The organism is Neoroseomonas alkaliterrae (genome assembly GCF_014199195.1).
In the GTDB taxonomy this organism is placed as follows: Bacteria; Pseudomonadota; Alphaproteobacteria; order Acetobacterales; family Acetobacteraceae; genus Neoroseomonas; species Neoroseomonas alkaliterrae.
Genome location: NZ_JACIJE010000007.1, coordinates 155,452 through 179,783 on the forward strand (window position 1 = coordinate 155,452; position 24,332 = coordinate 179,783).

At 73.3% G+C, this 24,332-nt stretch carries 26 protein-coding genes and 1 tRNA gene; 8 read left to right on the forward strand and 19 right to left on the reverse strand.

From position 1 onward, the window contains the following. Positions 1-153: 153 nt before the first annotated feature. From FHS88_RS13440 to FHS88_RS13455, 4 genes are all read right to left on the reverse strand, one after another. Entirely contained in the window at positions 154-543 is a 390-nt protein-coding gene (locus tag FHS88_RS13440) for a hypothetical protein (RefSeq protein ID WP_184485491.1), read from the reverse strand. 153 nt (positions 544-696) lie between these two features. Then, positions 697-1,092: a hypothetical protein gene (locus FHS88_RS13445; RefSeq protein ID WP_184485493.1), complete on the reverse strand. Its 396-nt coding sequence runs from the start codon at positions 1,090-1,092 to the stop codon at positions 697-699. After that, the gene (locus tag FHS88_RS13450; protein ID WP_184485495.1) at positions 1,089-1,835 is read right to left on the reverse strand and encodes a CoA-transferase; all 747 of its coding nucleotides are present in this window, start codon (positions 1,833-1,835) and stop codon (positions 1,089-1,091) included. Before FHS88_RS13450 ends, FHS88_RS13445 begins: the two co-directional genes overlap by 4 nt. After that, on the reverse strand, positions 1,832-2,662 hold the full coding sequence (locus tag FHS88_RS13455) for a CoA transferase subunit A (RefSeq protein WP_184485497.1): 831 nt from the start codon (positions 2,660-2,662) through the stop codon (positions 1,832-1,834). Before FHS88_RS13455 ends, FHS88_RS13450 begins: the two co-directional genes overlap by 4 nt. Before the next feature lie 66 nt (positions 2,663-2,728). Here FHS88_RS13455 and FHS88_RS13460 point away from each other — a divergent pair, with 66 nt between their 5' ends. The 5 genes from FHS88_RS13460 to FHS88_RS13480 all read left to right on the forward strand — a co-directional run bounded on the left by FHS88_RS13460 (position 2,729) and on the right by FHS88_RS13480 (position 5,368). Continuing rightward, positions 2,729-3,268, forward strand: coding sequence for a GNAT family N-acetyltransferase (locus FHS88_RS13460; protein ID WP_184485499.1), 540 nt, complete (start codon positions 2,729-2,731; stop codon positions 3,266-3,268). A gap of 95 nt (positions 3,269-3,363) precedes the next feature. Next, positions 3,364-3,831, forward strand: a complete 468-nt coding sequence (locus FHS88_RS13465) for a hypothetical protein (RefSeq protein WP_184485501.1) — start codon at positions 3,364-3,366, stop codon at positions 3,829-3,831. A gap of 42 nt (positions 3,832-3,873) precedes the next feature. Further along, on the forward strand, positions 3,874-4,569 hold the full coding sequence (locus FHS88_RS13470; protein WP_184485503.1) for a DUF3047 domain-containing protein: 696 nt from the start codon (positions 3,874-3,876) through the stop codon (positions 4,567-4,569). A gap of 40 nt (positions 4,570-4,609) precedes the next feature. Continuing rightward, entirely contained in the window at positions 4,610-5,149 is a 540-nt protein-coding gene (locus tag FHS88_RS13475; RefSeq protein WP_184485505.1) for a flavin reductase, read from the forward strand. A gap of 48 nt (positions 5,150-5,197) precedes the next feature. Further along, positions 5,198-5,368: a hypothetical protein gene (locus FHS88_RS13480; RefSeq protein WP_184485507.1), complete on the forward strand. Its 171-nt coding sequence runs from the start codon at positions 5,198-5,200 to the stop codon at positions 5,366-5,368. 10 nt (positions 5,369-5,378) lie between these two features. On the opposite strand, the gene FHS88_RS13485 is transcribed toward FHS88_RS13480, so the two are convergent. Then, entirely contained in the window at positions 5,379-6,941 is a 1,563-nt protein-coding gene (locus FHS88_RS13485; protein ID WP_184485509.1) for a sulfatase-like hydrolase/transferase, read from the reverse strand. A gap of 266 nt (positions 6,942-7,207) precedes the next feature. Beyond that, positions 7,208-8,329: a branched-chain amino acid ABC transporter substrate-binding protein gene (locus FHS88_RS13490; protein ID WP_184485511.1), complete on the reverse strand. Its 1,122-nt coding sequence runs from the start codon at positions 8,327-8,329 to the stop codon at positions 7,208-7,210. A gap of 224 nt (positions 8,330-8,553) precedes the next feature. On the opposite strand from FHS88_RS13490, the gene FHS88_RS13495 reads away from it, so the two are divergent. The 3 genes from FHS88_RS13495 (at position 8,554) to FHS88_RS13505 (ending at position 13,367) form a co-directional block, all read left to right on the forward strand. Continuing rightward, a complete protein-coding gene (locus tag FHS88_RS13495; protein ID WP_184485513.1) occupies positions 8,554-9,570 on the forward strand; it encodes an SH3 domain-containing protein in 1,017 nt (338 codons plus the stop codon). A 4-nt stretch (positions 9,571-9,574) separates the two neighbouring features. Continuing rightward, positions 9,575-12,664, forward strand: coding sequence for a caspase family protein (locus FHS88_RS13500; RefSeq protein ID WP_184485515.1), 3,090 nt, complete (start codon positions 9,575-9,577; stop codon positions 12,662-12,664). Positions 12,665-12,746: 82 nt separating this feature from the next. After that, positions 12,747-13,367: a hypothetical protein gene (locus tag FHS88_RS13505; protein ID WP_184485517.1), complete on the forward strand. Its 621-nt coding sequence runs from the start codon at positions 12,747-12,749 to the stop codon at positions 13,365-13,367. A gap of 78 nt (positions 13,368-13,445) precedes the next feature. On the opposite strand, the gene FHS88_RS13510 is transcribed toward FHS88_RS13505, so the two are convergent. The 13 genes from FHS88_RS13510 to hisD all read right to left on the reverse strand — a co-directional run bounded on the left by FHS88_RS13510 (position 13,446) and on the right by hisD (position 24,301). Further along, positions 13,446-13,835, reverse strand: coding sequence for a hypothetical protein (locus FHS88_RS13510; protein ID WP_184485519.1), 390 nt, complete (start codon positions 13,833-13,835; stop codon positions 13,446-13,448). Between the two features lie 33 nt (positions 13,836-13,868). Continuing rightward, positions 13,869-15,044, reverse strand: a complete 1,176-nt coding sequence (locus tag FHS88_RS13515; protein WP_184485521.1) for an aminoacetone oxidase family FAD-binding enzyme — start codon at positions 15,042-15,044, stop codon at positions 13,869-13,871. After that, entirely contained in the window at positions 15,041-16,687 is a 1,647-nt protein-coding gene (locus FHS88_RS13520; RefSeq protein WP_184485523.1) for an NAD(P)/FAD-dependent oxidoreductase, read from the reverse strand. The genes FHS88_RS13515 and FHS88_RS13520 overlap by 4 nt, the downstream gene beginning before the upstream one ends. 28 nt (positions 16,688-16,715) lie before the next feature. Then, the gene (locus FHS88_RS13525) at positions 16,716-17,435 is read right to left on the reverse strand and encodes an ABC transporter ATP-binding protein (protein WP_184485525.1); all 720 of its coding nucleotides are present in this window, start codon (positions 17,433-17,435) and stop codon (positions 16,716-16,718) included. Beyond that, positions 17,432-18,229, reverse strand: a complete 798-nt coding sequence (locus FHS88_RS13530; protein ID WP_184485527.1) for an ABC transporter ATP-binding protein — start codon at positions 18,227-18,229, stop codon at positions 17,432-17,434. Before FHS88_RS13530 ends, FHS88_RS13525 begins: the two co-directional genes overlap by 4 nt. 4 nt (positions 18,230-18,233) lie before the next feature. Then, positions 18,234-19,556 carry a high-affinity branched-chain amino acid ABC transporter permease LivM gene (gene livM, locus FHS88_RS13535; RefSeq protein ID WP_246419914.1) on the reverse strand — a complete coding sequence of 441 codons (1,323 nt, stop codon included), beginning with the start codon at positions 19,554-19,556 and terminating at the stop codon, positions 18,234-18,236. Next, positions 19,553-20,467: an ABC transporter permease subunit gene (locus tag FHS88_RS13540; RefSeq protein WP_184485529.1), complete on the reverse strand. Its 915-nt coding sequence runs from the start codon at positions 20,465-20,467 to the stop codon at positions 19,553-19,555. The genes livM and FHS88_RS13540 overlap by 4 nt, the downstream gene beginning before the upstream one ends. 125 nt (positions 20,468-20,592) lie before the next feature. Continuing rightward, positions 20,593-20,668: transfer RNA gene (locus FHS88_RS13545), tRNA-Phe, on the reverse strand. A 71-nt stretch (positions 20,669-20,739) separates the two neighbouring features. Further along, positions 20,740-20,928 carry a DNA gyrase inhibitor YacG gene (gene yacG, locus FHS88_RS13550; protein ID WP_184485530.1) on the reverse strand — a complete coding sequence of 63 codons (189 nt, stop codon included), beginning with the start codon at positions 20,926-20,928 and terminating at the stop codon, positions 20,740-20,742. After that, a complete protein-coding gene (locus tag FHS88_RS13555; RefSeq protein WP_184485532.1) occupies positions 20,918-22,102 on the reverse strand; it encodes a ribonuclease E/G in 1,185 nt (394 codons plus the stop codon). The genes yacG and FHS88_RS13555 overlap by 11 nt, the downstream gene beginning before the upstream one ends. After that, complete coding sequence (locus FHS88_RS13560; protein ID WP_184485534.1) at positions 22,087-22,674, reverse strand: Maf family nucleotide pyrophosphatase; 588 nt, start codon at positions 22,672-22,674, stop codon at positions 22,087-22,089. The genes FHS88_RS13555 and FHS88_RS13560 overlap by 16 nt, the downstream gene beginning before the upstream one ends. An 8-nt stretch (positions 22,675-22,682) precedes the next feature. Further along, positions 22,683-22,901, reverse strand: coding sequence for a translation initiation factor IF-1 (infA, locus tag FHS88_RS13565; RefSeq protein WP_026033499.1), 219 nt, complete (start codon positions 22,899-22,901; stop codon positions 22,683-22,685). Positions 22,902-23,008: 107 nt separating this feature from the next. After that, positions 23,009-24,301 carry a histidinol dehydrogenase gene (hisD, locus tag FHS88_RS13570; RefSeq protein WP_184485536.1) on the reverse strand — a complete coding sequence of 431 codons (1,293 nt, stop codon included), beginning with the start codon at positions 24,299-24,301 and terminating at the stop codon, positions 23,009-23,011. Positions 24,302-24,332 lie beyond the last annotated feature (31 nt).

Consider the following 24,332-nt stretch of genomic DNA (forward strand, 5'->3'; position numbering starts at 1 on the left):
CGCGGTGTCCGCGAGGCCTGGATCCATCCGCCTCATCCCGGTTTGCGCCCCGCCTGCCCAGGCTGCGCGCGCGGCCGGAGCGTTCGGCGAGGCCACTCGCCGCGAGCGGGGCGAGCGCATCGGGAAAGGGTGCGACCCAGCCCCGCGCGCCCCTCACGCCTCGGCCAGGAGGTGGATGATGAAGATCACGACGCACAGCGCGGCGAAGCCGACTTCGCCGAGCAGCCGCCAGGCGCCCGCGACATCGGCGAATTCGGCCGGGTCGTGCGGGTTGCGCCGCAGCGTCAGCGTCACGCCGCGCGAGACCTTCGCCTCCGGGCCGCCGAAGACGCGCGCCTCATGCGCCTCGACCCGCCCATCGGCCTCGCGGATCTCGACCGTGACGGGAACCAGGAGGACGTGCAGGCGCGCGAGATGCGGGTGCGACACCTCGCGCACCTGCACCGTGACCGAGGGCCATCCCCAGCCGGTCCAGATCGGGTGGCCGAACCAGAACAGGATGCCGAGCAGCGCGACGAGACCGAGGGATTCGACCAGGCCCATGGCGCCGCCTCAGCCGTCTCCGGCGCGGCGCGCCGCAACCCGATCCTCGCCCTTCGCGTCATGCGCCATGCCCCGGTCCTCCCGCCATCGCAACGACAGCCTGCGGCATGCAGGCCCCCCCCCTGTCGATGATCCGGCGCACCGCCCGCGGGATCAGAAGCCGAGCAGCATGGCAAGGCACAGCAGCACGACGAGGAGCGCCGCGACCGCACCCGCGAGCAGCGGGCCCGGCGTGCCCGGTTGCAGCGCCTCCGGCCGGCCGGGCGGGTGGGAGAGGGCGATCAGGCTGCCCACCGGCGGGTGGCCCTTCGGCCCGGCCAGATGGACGTGACCGACATGGACCTCGCCGGCCTCGTCCCGCCAGGCGATCTCGGACGGCGTGCCGGCGTCGCCGGGCTCGGGGCGGGTCCGCACCACCGCATGCACCACCACCCAGTCCCGCCGCCCGTGCCAGAGCACGAGGCAGGTGCCGGCCGCGAGCAGCGCCGCCGGCAGAACCAGCCACAGGATCAGCGCCGAGAGTTCCGGGTCGGCGAGGCCGCCGCTCATGCCGCGCGCGAACGGCCCCAGACGCGGCGGCAGAACTCGGGATAGGTCTCGATCATCTCGTCGCAGACGCGCCCGCGCAGCAGGGCCAGTTCGGCTTCGGTCGGGTCGGGGGTCTGCGGCACCGTCTCCGGCACGTCGAAGGCGAAGCCGGTCGCTTCGCGCACGCTCTCGACCGTCTCGCCCGGGTGCAGGCTGGCGAGCGAGAAGCGCGCGCGCTCGGGGTGGAAGCGGAACACGCAGCGGCCCGTGACCAGCGCCTGCGCCGTGCCGCGGCGGAAGACGCCGGGCGGCGAGACCCCGGGGGCGGAGATGTTGTCCACCTTCTCCACCAGCACGCGGGGCGAATGTTCCTCGCGGAACAGGATGGTGCGCGGCGTCATGAAATACATGAAGGCGCTGCCGAAACTGCCCGGGAAACGCACGCCCATGCCGGGCCATTCTCCGGTGCCGACCAGGTTCAGGTTGGCCTGCCCGTCGATCTGCCCGCCGCCGAGGAAGAACAGGTCGATCCGCCCCTGGCCGGTGAGGTCGAAGAGTTCGCGCGTGCCTTCGGTGAAGGGGTTGCCGCTGCGCCGGTGCAGCAGCGAGAGACGCACCGGATGGCCCATCAGCTTGACGAGCCAGCAGGCGGCGGCCGGGATGGGGGAGGCGGCGCCGACTGCGATGTGCCGCGCGGGCGGCGCGGCGGGGTCGAGGATCAGGCGCGCCAGGGTTGCGGCGAGGCGTTCTTCCGGGGCGATCATTCGGCGGCAACCTTCTGCGCGGGCGCGAACACCTCGGCTTCGAGCCAGGCGCGGAAGCCCTCCTCGGTCCGCGCGGCGCGGGCATAGGCCGAGACGTAGTCCTGGTCGAAGCCGTAGGCGTCGAGCAGCGCCACCGGATGCGCGCCGCGTTCGGCGATCGCGGTCGCGGTGACGTAGGTCGCGCTGATTGCCCCGGGCGCGAGGCGCTCGTCCTCGAGGAAACTGCCCTCGACGATGCGCTCCACGGTCACGAGCGCGGCCTTGGAGGCATGGGCGATGGTCGCGCATTCGCGCCGCCGGCCGAGCCAGACATTGCCCTCCGCATCCGCCATGGCGGCGTGGAAGATGGCGAAGTCGGGCTGCTTCGCCGGCAGCAGCACGATCGGGTCCTCGCCCGCCGGCGCGAAGGGGTTGGGCACCACCTTCCAGTCCGGCCGGTTGGCGAGGATGTCGCTGCCGATCAGCCCGCGCAGCGGCATGAAGGGCACGCCCTTCTCGGCCGCCTGCAGCATGGTGTGGATGGCCGGGCAGGTCGCATCCCGCACCGTGATCCGCCCTTCCTTCAACGCCGCCGAGAAGCGCGGCGCGAAGCCGGCCTCGCCGAGCGAGACGGCGGAGGTCTCGACCTCCGCCACGCAGCCCGCGCCGATCAGGATGTCGGTGGCGAAGCCCGAGACCGGCACGCCGAGCAGGCGCAGCCCCCGCGCCCCGCGCCGGATCAGCGCCTTGGCGATGGCCACCGAGGGCAGGGAGTTGTCGGGCGGGATCGCCACCAGCGCCCCGTCCGGGATCAAGGCGGCGAGCGCGTCGGGGCTCTGCAGCATCATCGGCGTGTCCTCCGTGATCCAGGTTTCTACGCGCGCGGGGCGGGGGCGACTAGGTTGCGCGGTTCCATGGACCCGATCACCCTTCACGGCCCCCGGCTGACCCTGCGCCCCTGGCGGCCTTCCGACCTCGATCCGCTGTTCGACATCAATGGTGACCCGGACAGCATGCGCCACTTCCCCGCCGCCATGACGCGCGCCGAAAGCGACGCCTGGGCCGAGCGCCTGCAGACCCATTTCGAGGCCCATGGCTGGGGCTTCTGGGTGGTGGAGCAGCGCGGCGGCGCGCCCTTCGTCGGCGTGGTCGGGCTGATGCACATCCCCTGGGAGGCGCCCTTCACCCCCGCGGTGGAGATCGGCTGGCGCATCTCGCCCGGCTTCCGCGGCCGCGGCTTCGCCACGGAAGCGGCGCGCATGGCCCTCGATTTCGGCTTCGGCGCGGCCGCGCTGCCCGAGATCGTCGCCTTCACGGTGCCGGGCAATGTCGCCTCCTGGCGGCTGATGGAGCGGCTCGGCATGCGGCGGGCGGGAACCTTCGACCACCCGCGGCTGCCGGAAGGCCACGCGCTGCGGCGCCACCTGCTCTACCGCATCTCGGCGCCGGGATGAGGCTGCGCGGATTTCGTCGTACCGCCCCTGCAACCGCCCGCCGATCGCGCTATGCTCCACGCACACGACAACCCCCGAGCCGGCAGGAGGAGCCCGTGCCCCGCATCTTGATCCCCGCCATCGCCATGGGCCTCGCGCTCCTGTCGCTGCCCGCGGCGGCCGCGACGGTCTCCACGGCCTGGGCGCGGCTGCCTTCGAACAACCAGGAGGATTGCCTCGCCACCGCCTCCCGCGCCGTCGAGGGCGTCGGCTTCCGGGCCAGCATCTCCCAGGACCGCCAGACGGTGTTCGGCTGGCGCGGCGAGGAGGCGCTGACCGTGCGCTGCATCTCGGGCCACGGCGTGGCGGTGGTGTTCTCCTGGGTCAGCGACCAGTCGAACGACAGCAGCCAGCTCGTCGAGGCGGTCACGCAGGCGCTGCGGCGCGGGGCGGCGCCGCCGACGGGCGGCAATCTCGGCGGGGGCGGCACCTTCGGCAGTGGCGGCGGCGGCACGCTCGGTGGCGGCGGTGGCGGCTTCGGCCAGGTGCCGGGCGGCTTCGGCGGCGGGCCGGTGAAGCGCTGACGCCCCTTGCGCGTGGGGGGAGGGGCGACAATCTCCCCTCCCATGCGCGGGCTCGGACCGATTCGGATCCTCGGCCTCCTCGCCGTCCTGGCGCTTGCCGGCGGCACCGCGGCGCTTGCCCGCGCGCCGGAAGAGCCCTGGCAGGAAGGCCGCTGGGCCGGCATCGCGCCGCTGCACTTCTCCCGCCAGGCCGACGGCACGATCGCCGTCTCGGGCCGTTCCGGCGGCAGTTTCATCTGGCGCTACGAAAGGCGGCCCGCGGGCTGCCTGACGTGGCGCTGGCGGGTGGATGACGGCCCGCCGCCGACGCGCCTCGACCGCCGCGGCGGGGACGACCGGGCGCTGTCCATCACCATCGGCTTCGCGGGCTGGCCCGAGACGACCACCGGCTGGCAGCGCGTCCAGCACGCCATGGCGCAATCCCAGGCCGGCGGGCGGCACCTGCCGCGCGCGGCGATCGTGCTGGTCTGGGGCGGCACGGGGGAGGAGCGGCAGGGCTTCTCGAGCCCCTACATGGCGGGCCTCGGCCGCGTGTGGGTGCTGCGCCGCGCCGACGCCCCGCGCGGCACCTGGTTCGAGGAACGGGTGGACCTCGCCGCGCTGTGGCGGCAGGCCTTCGGCGGCGAGGCGCCGCCGATCGAGAAGATCGCCATCAGCTCCGACGTGGACGACACCGGTTCGCGGATCGAGGCGCGGATCGAGGGGTTGCGCTTCGGGCCCTGCCCGCGCACCTCTTGAGCGGCCGGTGCCCGGTGCCGGCCAGCAGGAGCCGCCTTCGATGTCCGTGACGCGCCAGGAATTCCGCGATGCCATGGCGCGCCTCGGGGCGGCGGTGAACATCGTCACCACCGACGGCCCTGCGGGCCTCGGCGGCATGACGGTGAGCGCGGTGTGCAGCGTCACCGACGACCCGCCGACGCTGCTCGTCTGCCTCAACCGCGGCAGCCCGCAGAACCGGCTGTTCAAGGACAATGGCGTGCTGTGCGTGAACAGCCTCGCCCCCGGGCAGGAGGGGCTGTCGGCGCGCTTCGCGGGGCGCAGCGCAGGCGCCGACATGGCCGAGCGGTTCAGCCACGCCACCTGGGGCCTGCTCGCGACCGGGGCCCCGGCGCTCGACGGCTGCACCGTCTCCTTCGACTGCCGCATCGTGGATGTGGTGGAGCGCGGCACGCACAGCGTGCTTTTCGCCGAGGTTCAGGCGGTGCGCCAGGGCGCGGCCTCGCGCGGGCTGATCTGGTTCAGCCGGAACTATCATCCGATCGGCGCGGACAGCCCCGGGCTGCATGGCGACCATGCAGAGGTCGCAAAGGCGCCGTAAACGGGTTGCACCTTATCCTTCAACAAGTCGCAGCCGAGGAGCGCTTTGATGACGGAAGTGAAGGTCGAACTGCCCGATGAACTGGCCGCGGAGATCGCCCGCCGCGCCGCCGCCCTGGGCACGACGCCTGAGGAATGGGTCTCCGCCGTGGTGCAGGACCTCGCCGCCGACCTGCCGGAGGACACCGGCGAGGGGCCGGACGACTTCATCGCCCGCTGAGCGGGCGCGCTCACCACTCCCCGTAGAAGACGCCCGCCGCCTTGTGGCGGTCGGTGCGGAACTCGGCCTCGGCCCAGGTCAGCGTGGTGCGGCGCTTGAGGCCTGTGAACCAGGCGAGCAGCCGCTCGCGCATCGCCTCGCGCACGCCCTCGAGCGCCGGATCGGCGCCGAGGTCATGGAACTCCTGCGGATCCGCCGCGAGGTCGAACAGCATCGGCCGGAAGCCGTCCGTCCAGTGCACGTATTTCCAGCGGTCGGTGCGCACCATCCAGGCGTGATGCTGGCCGGTCGGCAGGCCGAGCCGCCGCCGCGCGCCCCGGAAGGTCCAGTCCAGCTCGCTGAACACGGCGTCGCGCCAGGCCGGCGCGGCCCCGCGCGTGAGCGGCAGCAGGGACCGCCCCTCGACCAGATGCTCCGCCGCATCGAGGCCCAGGGCATCGAGGATGGTCGGCACCACGTCGATCGCCTCGACGAAGCGCTCCTCCACGCGGCCGCGCGTCGCATCGGCCTCGGGCGAGGGATCGGAGACGATCATCGGCACGCGCTGGATGCAGTCGTGGAACAGCTCCTTCTCGCCCAGCCAGTGGTCGCCGAGATAGTCGCCATGGTCGGAGGTGAAGACGACCAGCGTGTCCTGCCACCGCCCGAGCCGCTCCAGCGTGGCCCAGACCCGCCCCAGGTGGTGGTCGAGCTGCGCGATCAGCCCCTGATAGGCCGGGCGCACCGTGGCGATGCACGCGTCGTTCTGGAAGGCCTGCGCCACCTCCTCGTTCTGGAACTCGCGCAGGATCGGGTGGGCGGCATTGCCGCGCTCCGCCGGGTGGCGCGCCACGGGCAGGCATTGCTCCGGCGAGAACATCGCGTGCCAGGGTGCGGGCGCGATGTAGGGCCAGTGCGGCTTCACGTAGGAGAGGTGCAGCACCCAGGGGGTTTCGCCCTGCGCCTCGATGAAGCCGATCGCGCGGTCGGTGGTGTAGGCGGTCTCGCTGTGCTCCTCGCGCACCCGGGCGGGCAGGCGGGCGTTGCGCATCTTCCAGCCATTGAGGGTGTTGCCGGCCTCATCGGTCACGGCGATCACGTAGTCGGTCCAGGGATCCTTGCTGTCGTAGCCCTGCGCGCGCAGCCAGTCGGCATAGGCGCTGTCGGTCTCGGCGTGGTGGCCGTCATGGCGATCCACCAGGGTGAACCAGCCCTCGCGCAGCAGCACCGCGAGCTCGTCCTGGCCATCGAGCAGCAGGCGCTTCATGCCGTGCGCATCGGGCAGCATGTGCGTCTTGCCGGCCAGCGCGAGGGTCCGCCCGCTCTGCCGCAGGTGCCAGCCGAGCGTGACCTCGCCGATGGAAAGCGGCACGCGGTTGTGCGTCGCCCCGTGCGAGGAGACGTAACGCCCCGTATAGGCCGACATGCGCGAGGGCCCGCAGATGCCAGACTGCACGAAGGCCCGGGTGAAGTTCACCCCGCGCGCGGCCAGCGCGTCGATGTTCGGCGTGCGCAGGAAGGGATGGCCGTTGCAGCCGAGGTGGTCCCAGCGGAGCTGGTCGCACATGATGTAGAGGACGTTGCGGATGCCCATGCGCGCGTTCCTGGCCGTGGCGCGCGCAGACTAGGCGTCCCGCCCCGAACGCAGAAGGCCCCGGCGGTCGCCCGCCGGGGCCTTCCCATCGCGCGGCCGGTTGCGGCCCGCGGAGCCTCGGTGACCCGCCGCCTCAGCCGGCGGCGGTGATCCGGGCCTCGGGTGCTGCAGCCCGATTGATGCGATGAGACACCGGATCACCTCCTTTCGTTCGTTGACGATGCGGGGATGCTGCACCGCCGCAGCCCCGCGCCGCAAGGTATTCGTCAGGAGATCTCGGCGTAGGAGCCGTTGCGCCAGATGTAGAAGACGTAGTCGGGCACGGTGACATCGCCCTTCTGGTCGAAGGAGATCGGCCCGAGCACCGTCTGCCACGGCCCCTGCGCCTTGAGCGCGGCGGCGAGGCGTCGCGCATCCACCGTGTTGGTCCGCCGCGCCGCCTCGGCGAAGATCTGGATGGCGGCGTAGGTGTAGAGGACGTAGCCCTCAGGATCCACGTTGCGGGCGCGGAAGCGGGCCACCACCTCGGCCGCGGAGGGGCGGCGGCGCGGATCGCTGCTGAAGGTCATCAGCGTGCCTTCGCCGGCCGGGCCCGCGATCTGCCAGAACTCGTTGGTCACGAGCGCGTCGCCGCCGATCAGCGTGACGTTCATGCCCTGCTCGCGCGCCTGGCGGATGATGAGCCCGCCCTCGGTGTGGTAGCCGCCGAGGTAGATCACGTCGATGTTCGCCGCCTTCATGCGGGAGACGAGCGCGTTGTAGTCGCGCTCGCCCGGCGTGTAGGCGGCATACATCACCTCCTGCATGCCGCCCGCGTTCATCGCCTTCTTGGTCTCGTCCGCGAGGCCCTTGCCGTAGGCGGAGTTGTCGTGGAGGATCGCGACGCGGCGGTTGCGGAAGTTCTGCAGGATGTGGCGGCCCGCCACCTGGCCCTGCTGGTCGTCGCGGCCGCAGACGCGGAAGGTGTTCCACTTGCCCTCGTCGGTGAAGCGCGGGTTGGTGGAGGCGGGGCTGATCTGCAGCACGCCCTCTTCCGCATACACGTCGCGCGCCGGGATCGAGGAGCCGGAGCAGAAATGCCCCGCCACGAAGGCCACGCGCCGCCCGGCGAGCTGGTTCGCGACCGAGACCGCCTGGCGCGGGTCGCAGGCGTCGTCGCCGATCTCGAGCGCGAGCTGGCGCCCGAGCACGCCGCCCGCGGCGTTGATGTCGGTCACGGCCTGGTTCGCGCCCTCGCGCATCTGGGTGCCGAAGGCGGCGTACTGGCCGGTCATGGGCCCGGCGGTGGCGATGCGGATGGGCCCCGCCGCGCCCTGCGCCAGCGCGCCGCGGCCGAGGGCGAGGCTGCCGAGGCCGGCGCCGAGGATGAGCCTGCGTGTGGTCTTCATGGAGGTCCCCCAGGATCCCGTTCTCCGCCCGCCCTGCCGGATCGGCGGGGGTGCGGCAGGTGGCGGGGAGGTTAGGGCAGCGGCGGCGCGCTTGCCCAGCAGGACGTGGACCGGGCCCCCGGGGGCGGGGTGAGAAGGCTCACGGCCTGTGAACCCCTTCTCTGGCATGCTTGCGGGACGGCTGATACGCTGCCGCATCACCAATGCCCTGGGAGACGCCTTGGATGCAGAGTCCCTTCCGCCGTTCCGTCGCCAGCATCACGGCCGCGGCCATGCTGGCGGGCTGCGTCTCCACCCAGGCGAGCCGCATCGGGGTGGATGACGGGCGCGACGCCTGCCGGGCCTTCGTGGTCCAGCTCGATTCCACCGGCAACTTCTTCGCCGAGGACATCCTGCGCGGCGCGGCCATCGGCGCGGGCACCGGCGCGCTGGCGGGCGGGGCGATCGCGGCGGCGAGCGGCCGGCGCGGCTCCGACATCCTGGTCGGCGCGGCGATCGGGGCGATCGCGGGCGGCGTGATCGGCGGCACGGCGGGCTACCTGCAGGCCCGCCAGCGGCAAGCCCAGAGCCAGGGCGCCCTTGTCCAGGCCGTGGCCGGCGACCTGCAGAACGAGAACCGCCAGCTCGCCGCGACCCAGCTCGCCTTCAACCAGCTCGTGGACTGCCGCGTGAACGTGGCCAACCGCGTCCGCGCCGATGTGCGCGCCGGCCGCCTCTCGCGCGAGCAGGGCATGGCCATGCTGGCCTACCAGCGCGACCTGATGCGGCGCGACGTCGCGCTCGCGCAGTCCATCAACGAGAAGATCGGCACCCGCGGCGGCGAGTTCGACACCGCGATCGAGACGCTGGCGCCGGGCACCAAGCAGGCGGTCCAGGCGCGCCGCGCCGTGGCGGCGACGCCGACCACCGCGCGCGTCTCGGCACCCATCCGCATCCGCCCCGAGGCCAATGCGCCGCAGATCGGCCAGCTCTCCTCGAACGAGCAGGTCACGGTGCGCCCGGCCGAGGGCAATTTCGCGCTGGTCGAGACCTCCTCCGGCGTGCGCGGCTATGTCCCGGCCTCGGCGGTCGGCGTGCGCGGCCTCGGCAGCCCGACGGCGGCCGTGGGCGGCGGGCGCGGGGCGGAGGGCGAGTTCCGCCAGCTCGCCGCGACCAACATCGCCCGCCGCGACAGCTTCGCCGAGAGCGTGCAGAACGCCGACCGGCTGGCGCAGGGCCAGGGCTTCGAGCTGGCCGGCTGAGCCCATGACGGGCCGCCGCCTGCTGCATGGGCTGGCGCTCGCGGCGGCCCTGCTGCTGGCGGGGCCCGCCGCGGCGCAGACCCAGGCGCCGGCGGAGCCGCCGCAGCACCCCTTCCTGCGCGTCGAGGCCGAGGCGCATATCGCGCCGGTGGGGCGGCTCGCCACCGATGCGGCGGGCTCGGTCCTCGCCTCGGTGTCCGACGACAAGACGCTGCGGCTGTGGAACCTGCCCGAGGGCACGCAGCGCCTCGTGATCCGTCCCCCGCTCGGCCCCGAGGCGGAGGGCGAGCTCTATGCCGTGGCGCTGACGCCCGACGGGGCGCGGGTGGCCGCGGCCGGCTACACGGCGCGGTCCTGGGACAACGCCTTCGCGCTCTACATCTTCGACGCCCGCACGGGGCGGCTGCTCGCGCGCCTGCCCGGCCTCGCCGCGCCCGTGCAGCACCTCGCCTTCTCGGCGGACGGCGCGCGCCTTGCCGCGGCCCTCGGCGGGCGGGCGGGCATCAAGGTGTGGGATGCGCGCAACGGCAGGCTGCTGTTCGAGGATGCCGCCTTCAGCGGCCCGGCGCGCATGGTCGCCTTCGACCCCGCCGGCCGGCTCGCGGCCAGTTCGACGGATGGCTCCGTCCGCCTCTACGGCGCCGATGGCAGGAAGCTCGCCCAGCGCGTGCCGGTGCAGGGCGGGCGGCCCTATGGCATCGCCTTCTCCCCCGAGGGCGCGCTGATCGCGGTGGGCTTCGAGGACCGTCTGCGGGTGGAGGTGCTCTCCGCGGCCGACCTCAGGACGGTGATGCTGCCCGATGTCGCGGGCCTCGCCGGCGAGGGCCTGCCCGCCGTCACCTGGGCGCATGACGCGCGCGGCGGCGTGCAGCTCCATGCGGCGGGCTATGCGCGCCATGCGCGGGCCCCGGCGGTCCCGGGGCCGGCGCGACAGGGCGCCGCGCCGCAGGGGCGGCCGGCGAGCGGCCCCGGCGCGGCCACGGGCGCATCCTCGAGCAGCGCGGGCTCGCGCGGGCTGGTGGTGCGCGAGCAGCAGCCCGCGCCGGCGCCCGCCCCGCAGCCCGCCGCCGCCGCGCCGCCCGAGCAGCCGCGCGAGTTCGTCATCCGCCGCTGGGCGGATTTCGGCCATGGCGGCTTCACGGACATCCCGGCCGCGCGCGACGCCATCCTGCACCTGCTCGCGCTGCCGCAGGGCGGGCTCGCCTATGCCGCGGCCGATCCGGGCTGGGGGCGCATCGCGCCCGACGGGACGCTCGCCGCCGCCCCGCGGCCGCCGGGCGGGGATTTCCGCAACACCGGAGTGACGCTGGCGCTGTCCGCGGACGGCACGCAGGTGCTGTTCACGCTGCGCGCCGGCGGGCAGCCGCTGGTCTTCGACCCGCTGACCGGCAACCTCGCGGCCTGGCAGGGGGAGGCCGGCTTCGCCCCGGCGCGCACCGAGACGGCGCGCATCCGCGTGCAGGACTGGCGCAACTCCAACCGCCCGCGCCTCGGCAATGTGGCGCTGCGGCTGGGGGAGGGGGAGTTCGCCCGCAGCCTCGCCATCCTGCTGCGCGAGGACGGGTTCCTGCTCGGCACCGACAACCACCTGCGACTGTTCGACGCGCAGGGGCGGCTGGTGGATTCCGTGCCCACGCCCGGCGCGGTCTGGGGGGTCACGGTCGCGGGCGAGATGGGGGTCGCAGCCCTCGGCGACGGGACGATCCGCTGGTACCGCTTCGAGGCCGGCGCGCTGCGCGAGATCGCCGCGCTCTTCGTCCATGCCGAGACGCTGCGCTGGGTGCTCTGGACGCCTGAGGGCCTGTTCGACCATGCCCCGAATGGCGGGCAGGAGCTGGTGGGCGTGCACCTCAATGGCGGGCGCAACCAGACGCCCGAATGGGCCTCCTTCCAGCAGGCCTATCGCGCGCTCTACGCGCCGCGCGCTGTGCGCGGGCGCATCGCGGGGGATTTCGCGCCGGCGCAGGAGCGCCTCGCCCAGCTCGGCGAGGTGCGCCAGCGCATCGGCCGGCTGCCGACGCTCGCGCCCGGCTCGATCTGCGCCCTGGTCGCGGAGGAATGCCGGCCCATCACCTGGGAGACCCGCAGCATCCCCGAAGGCACGCGCGCCCTGCGCATGACCTTCACCGCCACCGACCGGGGCCTGGGCTTCGGCCCGCTCGACGTGCTGGTGAACGACCGCATCGCCGCGCGCGCCGAGCCCGCGGTGGGGGAGGCGAGCGTCGAGGTGCCGCTCGATGCCGGGGCGAACCGCATCGTCACCAGGCTCTATGCGGGGGACGGGACGCTCTTCGCGGAGGGGCCGGCGCTCTCCCTCACCCGGCCGGGCGAGCCGGAGGCGCCGGCGGGCGCGGGGCGGCTGCTGGTGCTCGCGATCGGCGTGAATGAATACGCGCTGCGCGACCTAAACCTGCGCTTCGCAGTGCCGGACGCGCGATCGGTCGGCGATGCGCTGCGCCGCAGCGGGGCCGGGCTTTTCCGCGACGTCGAGGTGCGCGTGGTGCCGGACGGGCGCGCGACGCGGCGCGGCATCCTCGATGCGCTCGCCGCCGCGGCGCGGGACACGGCGCCGGCGGACACCTTCATCCTCTACATCGCCGGGCACGGCATCGTGGCGCAGCCGGGCAACCGCTTCCTGTTCCTGCCATCCGACGTGCGCGACACCTCCAGCATGGCGGTGCTGCGCCAGCAGGGGCTCGACGATGCGACGCTGGTCGCCGCGCTGGCGCGCATCCGGGCGCGCGACGCCTTCATCATGATCGACACCTGCTATGCGGGGCAGATCGACATCGACCAGCTCGCCGCCATCGGCAACGACACCGGGCGCTTCCTGCTCGCGGCCTCCTCCTCGGTGCAGGAGGCGCTCGATTCCTACGACGACCGCAACGGCGTCTTCGCCTATGCGCTGATGGAAGGGCTCAACGGGCGGGCGGCGGTGGATGCGGAAGGGCGGGTCACCGCCCTCGCCCTCGGGGAATGGGTGATGCGGCGGGTGCCGCAGCTCGCGCGGGAGAAGGGGCACCAGCAGAACGCCGTGTTCCGCGCCGCGCAGCGGGACCTGCGCTCCTTCCCCGTGGCCGTGGTGCAGCGGTAGCGAACACGAAACGTTTCATGGGCCGACTCGCGCGGCCTGCCTAGATTCCCTGGCTGCCGGGGCGGAGTCGTGGAGGCTGGGGATGCTGATCCTGACGGCCGCCGTGGGGGCCGAGGCGCCCAACCACGCGGCGGATGTGCGCGCGGTCCAGGCCGCGCTGAACCAGGTGCCGCCGGCAGATGGCGGGCCTGTGGAACGCCTCGCCGTGGATGGCGCCTGCGGGCCGCGCACCATCGCGGCGATCGCGCGGTTCCAGATGCGGCATTTCGGCTGGACGGATTTCCGCGTGGACCGCGGCATGGGCACCGCGAAGCTGCTGGGCGACCACCCCGCCGCCGCCCCGCCGCCGGCGCGCGAACGGGTGCAGGAGGCGGCGCGCGCGCCGGGCTGGTCGCGCCCGCGCGGGGCGGGCCCGCCGGAAAGGCTCGGCGTGCTGCGCCGCTTCAGCGGCGACGTGCTGGTGGACGGCAGCCCGGCCCATGCCGGGCAGGCGCTGATGCGCGGGGATCGCGTCGGCACGCTGGAGGGGGCCTCCGCGACGATCGAACTCGCCGAGGGCGGCGTGATCGAGATGGGCCCGAACATGCTGGTGGTGATGATGGGCCGCAGGCCGCAATCGCTCGATGCGGGCGAGGCGGCGGAGACGAGCCTGCAGTCCGGCGGGCTGCGCGACTGGCTGCACCGCCTTGCGGGCGGGGGATGAGGCGCCGGGGGCGCGTGCCCGGCGCGGATCGGATCCGCCCGGCCCCGCCGGACGCCGGCTGCGGAACCCGCGCGGGCCTCAGCCCGGCGGCGTGGCGACGCAGCCCGTGCCGGCGCGCGTGAAGGCGGCGACGCGGCCGCCCCGGATCTCGAAGGTGACGCGGCATTCGGGCGGCGGCGCATAGAGCGGCACCACGGTGCCGAAGCCGATCCCCGTGCCATACCCGCCGCGCCAGCCGCCGACGCCGAAACCCACGGTCGGCACGGGCTGCGGGCTGCGGATGCCGAGGCGCTCGTATTGCAGGAAGCGCCGGCCCTCGGCGGTGGTGAAGTCGGCCTCCGGCACGCCGAGGGCCTGCACTAGGTCGCCTTCGCTCAGGCCGACCAGGCGTTGCATCCGGGCATCGAAGCCGGCCGTGGTGGCGCAGGCGGCGAGCGCCAGGGCGCCGAGGAGCGGAAGGACGCGCATCGCCAGGATGATGGGGAGGGCAAGCGGCGGAATCTAGGCGGCCTCGCCTGCCGCCCAGCCGCTCGACCAGGCCCATTGGAAATTGTGGCCGCCGAGCCAGCCGGTCACGTCCACCGCCTCCCCGATGACGAAGAGGCCCGGCACGGCCTTCGCGGCCATGGTCTTCTGCGACAGCGCGGCGGTGTCCACGCCGCCGAGCGTGACCTCGGCCTTGGCGTAGCCCTCGGTGCCGGCGGGAAGGAGTCGCCAGCCGCCGAGCAGCGCGCCGAGCGCCCGAAGCGGCGCGTCGCCGGTCTCGCCGAGCATGCGCGGCGGCAGATGCCGCGCGGCGAGCGCCTGGGCGAGGCGCTGCGGCAGCATCTCCGCCAGAACGCCGCGCGCCTCGGCCCTGGGTCGCGCGCGCTTGGCCTCGAGCAGTGCCGCGGCCGGATCGCGGCCGGGGGCGAGGTCGAGGGTGATCGCCTCGCCCTCCCGCCAGTAGGAGGAGACCTGCAGGATCGCCGGGCCAGACAGGCCGCGATGGGTGAAGAGCATCGCCTCGGGGAAGGCGGCGCGGCCGCAGCGCGCGACGACGGGCAGCGCGACGCCGGCGAGCGGGCGCATGACGTCGAGATCCTCGCCCGCGAAGGTGAGCGGCACGAGGGCCGGGCGCGGCGTCACCACCGGCAGGCCGAAGCGGCGCGCGACCTCATGCGCGAAGCCGGTCGCGCCCATCTTGGGGATGGAGAGGCCGCCGGTGGCCAGCACCAGGCTCTCCGCCGTGAAGGCGCCGTGGTCGGTGGCGATGGCGAAACGGTCGGCCCGCGTGATCGCCGTGACGCGGTGGGCGAGGCGCAGATCCACGCCGGCAGCCTCGCATTCCGCGAGCAGCATCCGCACGATCTGCCGTGCCGGCCCGTCGCAGAACAGCTGCCCGAGGGTCTTCTCGTGGAAGGCGATGCGATGCCGGCGCACCAGCGCGATGAAGTCGTGCTGCGTGTAGCGCGCCAGCGCCGAGCGCGCGAAATGCGGGTTGGCCGAGAGGAAGCGTTCGGGCACGCAGCCGAGATTGGTGAAGTTGCAGCGCCCGCCGCCGGAGATCAGGATCTTCCGGCCCGGCTCCTCCCCGTGCTCCAGCAGCAGCACGCGCCGTCCGCGTTGGCCCGCGCGCATGGCTGCGAACATCCCGGCCGCGCCGGCGCCGATGACGACGACATCGAAATGCGTCACGCCGCCGCGGCGTCCTGGCCGGCCATGGCGCGGCCCACCGCCTCGGCGATGCGGATGCCGTCCACCGCCGCCGAGTAGATGCCCCCGGCATAGCCCGCGCCTTCGCCGGCGGGATAGAGCCCGGCGGTGTTGACCGATTGCAGGTCCGCCCCGCGCCGGATGCGGATGGGCGAGGAGGTGCGCGTCTCCACCCCCGTCATCACCGCATCGGCCATGTCGAAGCCGGGGATCTGGCGGCCGAAGGCGGGCAGCGCCTCGCGGATCGCGGCCACGGCGAAATCCGGCAGGCAGAGCGAGAGGTCGGCGGGCGTCACGCCCGGCTTGTAGGAGGGGATGACCGAACCGAGCGCCGTCGAGGGCCGCCCGGCGAGGAAATCCTCCACCCGTTGCGCGGGCGCGCGGTAGCCGCCGCCGCCCGCGGCATAGGCGCGTTCCTCCCAGTGCCGCTGGAAGGCGATGCCGGCGAGCGGATGGCCGGGATAGTCCTGCTCCGGCGTGATGCCGACGACGATGCCGGCATTGGCGTTCCGCTCGGCGCGCGAATACTGGCTCATGCCGTTGGTGACCACGCGGCCTTCCTCGCTCGTCGCGGCCACGACCGTGCCGCCGGGGCACATGCAGAAGGAATACACCGAGCGCCCGTTGCCGCAGTGATGCACGAGCTTGTAGTCCGCCGCGCCGAGGATCCTGTTCCCCGCGAAATCCCCGAAGCGGGCGCGGTCGATCAGGGATTGCGGGTGCTCGATGCGCACGCCGATGGAGAACGGCTTCGCCTCGATGAAGACGCCGCGGTCATGCAGCACCTGGAAGGTGTCGCGCGCAGAATGCCCGATGGCGAGGACTACATGATCGGTCTCGATCGTCTCGCCGGCCTCGGTGACGACGCCGCGGATGCGGCGCGCGCCGTCGCGGCCCACGGCGATGGCGAAATCCACCACCTTGGTGCGGAAGCGGTATTCGCCGCCGAGGGATTCGATCTTGGCGCGCAGGGATTCCACCATCGTCACCAGGCGGAAGGTGCCGATATGCGGCTTGGCGACGGTGAGGATCTCCTCCGGCGCGCCGGCGGTGACGAACTCGGTCAGCACCTTGCGGCTGACGGCCTCGGGCGCCTTGATGCCGGAATAGAGCTTGCCGTCGGAGAAGGTGCCCGCGCCGCCCTCGCCGAACTGCACGTTGCTCTCGGGCGTGAGGACGGAGCGGCGCCACAGCGCCCAGGTGTCCTTGGTGCGTTCGCGCACCACCTTGCCGCGGTCGAGAATGAGCGGGCGGAAGCCCATCTCGGCGAGGATCAGCGCCGCCATCAGGCCGCAGGGGCCGGTGCCGATGACCACCGGGCGCTTCCAGCCCGATGCGGGCGCACGCGCGACATGGCGGTAGGTGGCATCCGGCGTCGGCGACAGGTTGCGCGCCAGCGTCCGGTCGCGCGCGGCGCGCCGCAGCAGGGCCGCCTCGTCCGCCACCTCGATGTCCACCGAATAGACGAGGTGGATGTCGGACTTCTTGCGCGCATCCCAGGCGCGGCGCGCCACCTGCGCCCGGCGCAGCGCGTCGCCCCGCAGGCCGAGCCGTTGGCGCACGGCGGCCTCGATCGCCCCTTCGCCGTGGTCGAGCGGCAGTTTCAGTTCGGTCAGGCGCAGCATGGGCGCGCCTATAGCACGGCCGCGGCGCTCAATGACCCCCGCCGAGATAGGCGTCGCGCACCTCGGGCATCGCCAGCAGGTCCTGCCCCGCACCCGCCAGGGTGATGCGCCCGTTCACCAGCACGTAGCCGCGATGGGCGAGGCGCAGCGCCTGGTAGGCGTTCTGCTCGACCAGCAGGACGGTCAGCCCCTCGCGCTCGTTGAGGTCGCGGATGGCGGCGAAGATCTGCCGCACGATCAGCGGCGCGAGGCCGAGGGAGGGCTCGTCGAGCAGAAGCAGCCGCGGCTTCGACATCAGCGCGCGGCCGATGGCGAGCATCTGCTGCTCGCCGCCCGAGAGCGTGCCGCCGCGCTGCGCCTGCCGTTCCTTCAGGCGCGGGAACAGCGCGAAGACCTGCTCGAGCAGCGGGGCGGGGTCATGCCCGGCCACCTGCGCGCCCATCAGCAGGTTCTCCATCACGCTCATGCGCGGGAAGACGCGCCGGCCCTCCGGCACCTGCGCGAGGCCGAGGCGCATGATCTGGTGCGTCGGCAGCCGGGTGATGTCGCGCCCCTCGAACAGGATGCGCCCGGTGCGCGCGCGCGGGTCGCCGCAGATCGTCATCAGCAGGGTGGACTTGCCCGCGCCGTTGGCGCCGACCAGCGTGACGATCTCCTTCGCGCGGACCTCGAGCGAGACCTCGCGCAGCGCCTGCACCGCGCCATAGGCAGCCGAGACGGCCTCGATCGCGAGCATGGGCGCGCTCATTCCGCCTCCTCCCCTTCGCCGAGATAGGCGGCGATCACCTTGGGGTCGGCGCGCACCTCCGCGGGCGTGCCGTCGGCGATCTTGCGGCCGTGGTCGAGCACCACCACGCGGTCCGAAATGCCCATCACCACGCCCATGTCGTGCTCGATGAGCAGGATCGAACAGCCGCCATCCCGTATGCGCCGCAACAATGCGGCGAGGTCGGCGGACTCGCGGGGATTGAGGCCCGCGGCCGGCTCGTCGAGGCAGAGCAGCACCGGGTCCGTGCACATCGCGCGCGCGATCTCGAGCCGCCGCTGCTGGCCGTAGGGCAGGGCGCCGGCGGGGTCGTCGGCGCGCTCCGTCAGGCCCGTCAGGTCGAGCCAATGCGCCGCCTTCTCGATCGCGGCGCGCTCGGCGCGGCGGTATCCGGGCAGGCCGAGCAGCCCGCCCACGCCGAAGCCGGTCGCGGCCATCAGCGTGTTGTGCTGCGCGACGAGCAGGTTCTCGAGCGCCGTCATGCCCGGGAACAGACGGATGTTCTGGAAGGTGCGCGCGATACCGGCGCGCGCGATGCGATGGCCGGGCAGGCGCTGCAGTTCCACCGCCGCGCCGTCGCGGAACAGCCGCAGCGCGCCTTCCGTCGGGCGGTAGAAGCCGGTGATGCAGTTGAACATCGTCGTCTTGCCCGCGCCGTTCGGGCCGATGATTGCGGTGATGTCCCCCCGCATGGCGGTGAAGGAGACGGCGTCCACCGCCACCAGGCCGCCGAAGCGCATGGTCAGGCCATCGGCCTCCAGGATGGGCTGCGCCATGGGCCTAGCCGCGGCCCTGCCCGACATGCTCGGCCCCGATCGCGCGCCGCGTGCCGAGGGCGACTGTGGGCGTGCGGCTGCCGACCAGCCCCCTCGGGCGCACCACCATGATCAGCACCATCACGCCGCCGAAGACGAGCATGCGGTATTCGTCGAGGTCGCGGAACACCTCGAAGCCGCCGATCATCACCATGGCCGCGATGGCGATGCCGATCTGGCTGCCCATGCCCCCCAATACGACGATGGCGAGGATGATCGCGCTCTCGATGAAGGTGAAGGATTCGGGGCTGATGAAGCCCTGGCGCGTGGCGAAGAAGGCGCCGGCGAAGCCGCCGAACATCGCCCCGATGGCGAAGGCGGTCAGCTTGGTGTTGCGGATGTTGATGCCGAGCGAGCGGCAGGCGATCTCGTCCTCGCGCATCGCTTCCCAGGCGCGGCCGAGCGGCTGGCGCCGCATGCGGATGCTGACCCAGTTCGTCAGCAGCGCGAGCGCGAGGATCAGGTAGTAGAGGAAGATCACCCGATGCACCGGCGAGGGCTCGATGCCGAAGAAACCCGCGAAGGTGCCGGGCTCGCCCGACATCGAGAAGGGCAGGCCGAAGAAGGTGGGGCGCGGGATGCCGGTGATGCCGTTCGGCCCGCCGGTCAGGCTGACCCAGTTGATCAGCACGACGCGGATGATCTCCCCGAAGGCGAGCGTCACGATGGCGAGGTAGTCCCCGCGCAGCCGCAGCACCGGGAAGCCGAGCAGGATGCCCCAGAAGGCCGCCATGATCCCCGCGAGCGGCAGGCAGATCCAGAAGGACAGGCCGAAGGTGGTGGCGAGCAGCGCGTAGGAATAGGCGCCGACCGCGTAGAAGGCGACGTAGCCGAGGTCGAGCAGCCCCGCGAGCCCGACCACGATGTTCAGCCCCCAGCCGAGCATCACGTAGGTGAGGACCAGGATGCCGAGGTCGAGCTCGTAGCGACCGGTGCCGGGGATGAAGGGCAGCGCCACGGCAAGGCCGAGCAGCAGCGGCGCGACGAAGGTGCCGGCGCGGCGCAGCGCCTCTGCCCGCGCGGCGGATGCGGGCCGCCGTTCCCCGCGCAGTCCGCGCCAGGTGACGAGGCCGAGGCGGCCGAAGAAGGCGAGCACCACCAGGATCGCCACATCGTCCCAGCGCTGGCGCACGAACAGCGCGCCATCGGCGCCGACATCGGTGCGCAGCCCGACGATCGGGATGAACAGGCCGGCGGCGACGAGGGCCGTGATGGCCGCATCCTTCATCGCCGCGGCGGCGACCGCGGGGCGGTTCGCCATGGTGATGGCGGCGACCTCGCCGCTCATACCTTCTCGACCTCGGCGCGGCCGAGCAGGCCCGTGGGCATGAAGATCAGCACAATGGCGAGGATGGAGAAGGCCGCGACATCCTTGTACTGCACGCTGAAATAGGCCGACCAGAAGGTCTCGATCAGCCCGATCAGCAGGCCGCCGAGCACCGCGCCCGGCAGCGAGCCGATGCCGCCGAGGACGGCCGCGGTGAAGGCTTTCACGCCGGCGAGGAAGCCGATGTAGAAGTCGATCACGCCGTAGCGCAGCAGATACATCGTCCCCGCCACGGCCGCGAGCGACGCGCCGATGACGAAGGTCAGGCTGATGGTGCGGTCGGTGTCTATGCCGAGCAGCCCGGCCATCTTGCGGTCCTGCTCGCAGGCGCGCATGGCGCGGCCGAGCGGCGTTCGCGTCACCAGCCAGGTGAAGACCGCCAGCACCGCGAGCGTCACCGCGATGATCATCATCTGCATGAAGGAGAACTGCACCACGAAGGCCTCGGCCTGCATCACCGTGACGCCGCCCGGGACCAGGGGCTCGATCGGCTTCACCCGCGCGCCCTGGGCGACCTGCACGTAGTTCTGCAGCACGATGGACATGCCGATGGCGCTGATCAGCGGCGCGAGCCGGAAGGACCCGCGCAGGGGGCGATAGGCGATGCGCTCGACGGTCCAGCCGTAGAGCGAGGTCACGCACATCGAGACCAGCAGCACGATCAGAATGGCCGCCGGCCCCTCCATGATCCCGCCCGAGACGAGCATCACGATGGAGATCAGCGCGATGAAGGCGCCGATCATGAAGATGTCGCCATGGGCGAAGTTGATCATGCCGATGATGCCGTAGACCATGGTGTAGCCCACGGCGATCAGCCCATAGATCATCCCGAGGCTGATTCCGTTGATCAGCTGCTGCAGCGCATAGGCCACGCAACGCCCCCCTGTCCCGCGGCCCTTGATGGCCCGCCCCGTTCAGGGACGCTACGGCAGGCCCGGCGCGGCCGGAAGCGGAATCGCCGCGCTCGTCAGAAGCGAAAAGAGAGGCGGGGAGAGGATGGTGCCCAGGGCCGGAATCGAACCAGCGACACTGCGATTTTCAGTCGCATGCTCTACCAACTGAGCTACCTGGGCCCATGCGGTTCCCGTGGGAACCCGGAGAGGGGGCGGGAGATAGCGGAGCGCGCGCGGCCTGTCCAGCCGCCTCAGCCGCGGTCCTCGTCCTCCTCCGCCTTCTCCTCCTCCGTGGCCGGGATCGCGTAGGCGCCGCTCAGCCAGCGCCCGAGATCCACCTGCGCGCAGCGCGGCGAACAGAAGGGGCGCGCCTCCGCGCTCGCGCGCCGGCCGCAGACCGGGCAGCGGGGCAGGGGGCGGGGCTTCGGCTCAGTCGCCATGCGGCGCATCCTCGATGACGGGCAGGGACAGCGCCGGGTCCGGCACCAGCGCGAGCCTGGTGCCCGCCAGGTCCGCGAAGGCGGCGAGCGCGCCGGATGCGCCTTCCAGCGCGGCTATGACGGCAGGCGCCGCGCGCAGCGCGAGGCGCCGCCCGGGCCGCGCCGCCGCCTCCCGCGCCGCGCGGCGCAGCGCGGCGAGCCCGCGCGTCAGTGGCGATGGCGGCCAGCCCAGCACCTCGTGCAGCGGCGGGTGGATGCGCTCGCGCACGATCTCCGCGAGGCCCAGATGCGTGAAGCCGAGCAGCCGCGCATGGCGGTCGGGCGCGAGCGCCGCGCGCAGCGGTTCCTCGAGCCGCGCGCGCCGCCGCGCTGACAGCCCCGCGAAGTCCACGAGGATCGCGCCGGCGAGGTTGCGCAGGCGGATCTGGCGCGCGATTTCCCTCAGCGCCGCGCGGTTCAGCGCCGCGAGGGCATCGGCGCCGCGCGCGCCGGCCGCCGCGCCGGCATCCATGTCGATCGCCGTCAGCGCCGGGGTCGGATGGATGAGGAGCCGCCCGCCGCCTTCGAGCGGCACCTCCGCCCCGGCGAGGATGTCGAACTCCGCCTCCAGCGCGTCGTCGAAGGCCGGATGCGGCAGCAGCCGCAGCCGTTCGCCGAGCGCGGGCCGCAGCCGCGCGGCGCGCGCCGCGCTGTCGGTCAGCACCGGCGCCTGGGGGTGCCGCGCGGCGAGCCGCTCCGCCGCCCCGGACCCGCGGGCGACCAGCAGCGGCGCGCCCGGCGGGGCGGCGGCGACGCGCGCGGCCTCGCCCTCTGTCAGCCTCGCGCTGACGCGCGGCCCCTTGCCGCCCTGCGCGGCGCGGATGACGCGCAGCGGCAGGATCATGCCCTCGTTCAGCGCCGCGGCGATGGGGCGGCGGTCCGCGCTCGCCTCGCCTTCCGGCAGGAAGCCGGTCTGCCCGCCGGCGAGCGCGACGAAGGCCCCGGCCATGGCGGGCGCGAGGGCGATGATGCGGCCGCGATGGAGGTCGCCCACGCCGTTGGGCTGCGCCTCGCGCTCGACCCAGGCCTCGGTCAGCACGCCGTCCTCGAGCAGCGCGGTGCGGACCTCGCCGGGCGATTCGCTGACGAGGATGCGCGCGCCGCGCCCCGCGGCAGGGCTCAGGGGCGCAGCCATCCGACGCCGCGCAGGAGCTGCGCCGTCTCGAAGAGCGGCAGGCCCACCACGTTGGAATGGCTGCCCGAGAGGAAGCGGATGAAGGCTTCCGCGCGCCCCTGGATGGCATAGCCGCCGGCCTTGCCGTGCCATTCGCCGCAAGCGAGGTAGTGCGCGATCTGCTGCTCCGTCAGGCGCTGGAAGGTGACGGCGCTCTCGACGATGCGCCGGAGGCGCCGCCCGTCCGGCATGGCGAGCACCACAGCCGTCACCACGCGGTGCCGCCGGCCCGAGAGCAAGGCGAGGCAGTCGCGCGCCTGCTGCTCGGTCTCCGCCTTGGGCAGGATGCGGCGGCCGACGCCGACCACCGTGTCGGCGGCGAGCACCAGCGCGGCGGGGGCCTGCCCGGCCGCCGCCTCGGCCTTGGCCAGCGCGAGGCGCGCAGCATGCGGGCGCGGGATCTCGCCCTTGAAGGGCGTCTCGTCGATCGCGGTGGCGATGGTCCGGTCGGGGACGATGCCGAGGCGGGCCAGGAGGTCGAGGCGCCGCGGGCTGGCGCTCGCCAGCACCAGCGGCGGGCGCGTGTCGGGCACCGGGGGCGTTACTTGAAGCGGAAGGTGATGCGGCCCTTGGTCAGGTCGTAGGGCGTCATCTCGACATTCACCCGGTCCCCGGCGAGCACGCGGATGCGGTTCTTGCGCATCTTCCCCGAAGTGTGCGCGAGGACCATGTGGTCGTTGTCCAGCTTCACGCGGAACATGGCGTTGGGGAGGAGTTCAACGACCTGGCCGCTGAACTCGATCATGTCTTCCTTCGACATCGGGCCTCGAATCTGGAGGGGCGAGCCGGGCGGGGCGCGCCGCGCATGCATGTGAAATCGGCGGGAAAATGGTCCCCGGGGGGCTGCGGGTCAAGCGCGGCGTGGGCTCAGCCGCCGAGGCGCAGGGCCACGCTGCGCGCATGGGCGGTCAGGCCCTCCGCCTCGCCCAGCGCCACCGCCGCCGGTCCGATGGCGGCGAGCGCGGCGGCATCCGCCTCCACCCAGGTGGTGCGCTTGAGGAAATCGAAGACCGACAGGCCGGAGGCGAAGCGCGCCGTGCGCCCGGTCGGCAGCACATGGTTCGGCCCCGCCACGTAGTCGCCCACCGCCTCGGGGCAGAAGCGGCCGAGGAAGGCCGCCCCGGCATGGCGGATCCGCGCGAGAAGCCCGCGCGGCTCCTCGACCATCAGTTGCAGATGCTCGGGTGCCAGGCGGTTGGTGAGCGCCGCGGCTTCCGCGAGGTCCCGCACCAGGATGACGGCGCCGTGGCGGCGCCAGGATTCGCCCGCGATGGCCGCGCGCGGCAGGGACCGCAACTCCGCCTCCACCGCGCGGGCCACCGCATCCGCCAGCGCGGCATCGGGTGTGATCAGGATGGATTGCGCGCTCTCGTCGTGCTCGGCCTGGGCCAGCAGGTCCACCGCGACGTGGCGCGGGTCGTTCGCCGCATCGGCGATGACCACGACTTCCGACGGCCCCGCGATGGAATCGATGCCTACGCGGCCGAAGACCTGGCGCTTGGCCTCCGCGACATAGGCATTGCCGGGCCCGACGATGCGGTCCACCGGCGCGATCGCCGCCGTGCCCCAGGCCAGCGCCGCGATCGCCTGCGCGCCGCCGATGCGGAAGATCTCGGTCACACCCGCGCGCTTCGCCGCGGCGAGCACGAGCGGATCGAGCGCCCCCTCGGGCGCGGGCACGCACATCGCGATGCGCGGCACGCCGGCCGCGCGCGCAGGGATCGCGTTCATCAGCACCGAGGAGGGGTAGGCCGCCTTGCCGCCCGGCACATAAAGTCCGACCGCATCGAGCGCGCCCCAGCGCATGCCGAGCGTCAGCCCCGCCTCGTCGCGCAGCTCGAGGTCGCGGGGCAGTTGCGCGCGGTGGAAGGCCTCGATGCGCCCGGCGGCGAGGTTCAGCGCGGCGCGCAGACCGGGCGCGATGGCGGCGTCGGCGGCCTCGATCTCGGCCTCGGTCACGCGCAGGGCCGCGACATCGGCGGGCGCCCAGCGGTCGAAGCGGGCGGTGAGGTCGAGCAGCGCCGCATCGCCGCGCGCGCGCACCTCGGCGATGATGGCGGCCACGGCGGCGTCCACGCGCGCGGTGGTCTCGCGCGCCTCCTCGAGCAGGGCGGCGAAGGCGGCTTCGAAGCCGGGCTCGGCGGTGCTGAGGCGCTTCATGTGCGGGGATCGGGCCGGGACATGCGCCCCC

Excerpts from the sequence above, each read along its gene's own strand:
- FHS88_RS13440 (WP_184485491.1), bottom strand. The coding sequence starts at position 543 with ATGGGCCTGGTCGAATCCCTCGGTCTCGTCGCGCTGCTCGGCATCCTG.
- FHS88_RS13445 (WP_184485493.1), bottom strand. The coding sequence starts at position 1,092 with ATGAGCGGCGGCCTCGCCGACCCGGAACTCTCGGCGCTGATCCTGTGG.
- FHS88_RS13450 (WP_184485495.1), bottom strand. The coding sequence starts at position 1,835 with ATGATCGCCCCGGAAGAACGCCTCGCCGCAACCCTGGCGCGCCTGATC.
- FHS88_RS13455 (WP_184485497.1), bottom strand. The coding sequence starts at position 2,662 with ATGATGCTGCAGAGCCCCGACGCGCTCGCCGCCTTGATCCCGGACGGG.
- FHS88_RS13460 (WP_184485499.1), top strand. The coding sequence starts at position 2,729 with ATGGACCCGATCACCCTTCACGGCCCCCGGCTGACCCTGCGCCCCTGG.
- FHS88_RS13470 (WP_184485503.1), top strand. The coding sequence starts at position 3,874 with ATGCGCGGGCTCGGACCGATTCGGATCCTCGGCCTCCTCGCCGTCCTG.
- FHS88_RS13475 (WP_184485505.1), top strand. The coding sequence starts at position 4,610 with ATGTCCGTGACGCGCCAGGAATTCCGCGATGCCATGGCGCGCCTCGGG.
- FHS88_RS13480 (WP_184485507.1), top strand. The coding sequence starts at position 5,198 with ATGACGGAAGTGAAGGTCGAACTGCCCGATGAACTGGCCGCGGAGATC.
- FHS88_RS13485 (WP_184485509.1), bottom strand. The coding sequence starts at position 6,941 with ATGGGCATCCGCAACGTCCTCTACATCATGTGCGACCAGCTCCGCTGG.
- FHS88_RS13490 (WP_184485511.1), bottom strand. The coding sequence starts at position 8,329 with ATGAAGACCACACGCAGGCTCATCCTCGGCGCCGGCCTCGGCAGCCTC.
- FHS88_RS13495 (WP_184485513.1), top strand. The coding sequence starts at position 8,554 with ATGCAGAGTCCCTTCCGCCGTTCCGTCGCCAGCATCACGGCCGCGGCC.
- FHS88_RS13500 (WP_184485515.1), top strand. The coding sequence starts at position 9,575 with ATGACGGGCCGCCGCCTGCTGCATGGGCTGGCGCTCGCGGCGGCCCTG.
- FHS88_RS13505 (WP_184485517.1), top strand. The coding sequence starts at position 12,747 with ATGCTGATCCTGACGGCCGCCGTGGGGGCCGAGGCGCCCAACCACGCG.
- FHS88_RS13510 (WP_184485519.1), bottom strand. The coding sequence starts at position 13,835 with ATGCGCGTCCTTCCGCTCCTCGGCGCCCTGGCGCTCGCCGCCTGCGCC.
- FHS88_RS13520 (WP_184485523.1), bottom strand. The coding sequence starts at position 16,687 with ATGCTGCGCCTGACCGAACTGAAACTGCCGCTCGACCACGGCGAAGGG.
- FHS88_RS13525 (WP_184485525.1), bottom strand. The coding sequence starts at position 17,435 with ATGAGCGCGCCCATGCTCGCGATCGAGGCCGTCTCGGCTGCCTATGGC.
- FHS88_RS13530 (WP_184485527.1), bottom strand. The coding sequence starts at position 18,229 with ATGGCGCAGCCCATCCTGGAGGCCGATGGCCTGACCATGCGCTTCGGC.
- livM (WP_246419914.1), bottom strand. The coding sequence starts at position 19,556 with ATGAGCGGCGAGGTCGCCGCCATCACCATGGCGAACCGCCCCGCGGTC.
- yacG (WP_184485530.1), bottom strand. The coding sequence starts at position 20,928 with ATGGCGACTGAGCCGAAGCCCCGCCCCCTGCCCCGCTGCCCGGTCTGC.
- FHS88_RS13555 (WP_184485532.1), bottom strand. The coding sequence starts at position 22,102 with ATGGCTGCGCCCCTGAGCCCTGCCGCGGGGCGCGGCGCGCGCATCCTC.
- infA (WP_026033499.1), bottom strand. The coding sequence starts at position 22,901 with ATGTCGAAGGAAGACATGATCGAGTTCAGCGGCCAGGTCGTTGAACTC.
- hisD (WP_184485536.1), bottom strand. The coding sequence starts at position 24,301 with ATGAAGCGCCTCAGCACCGCCGAGCCCGGCTTCGAAGCCGCCTTCGCC.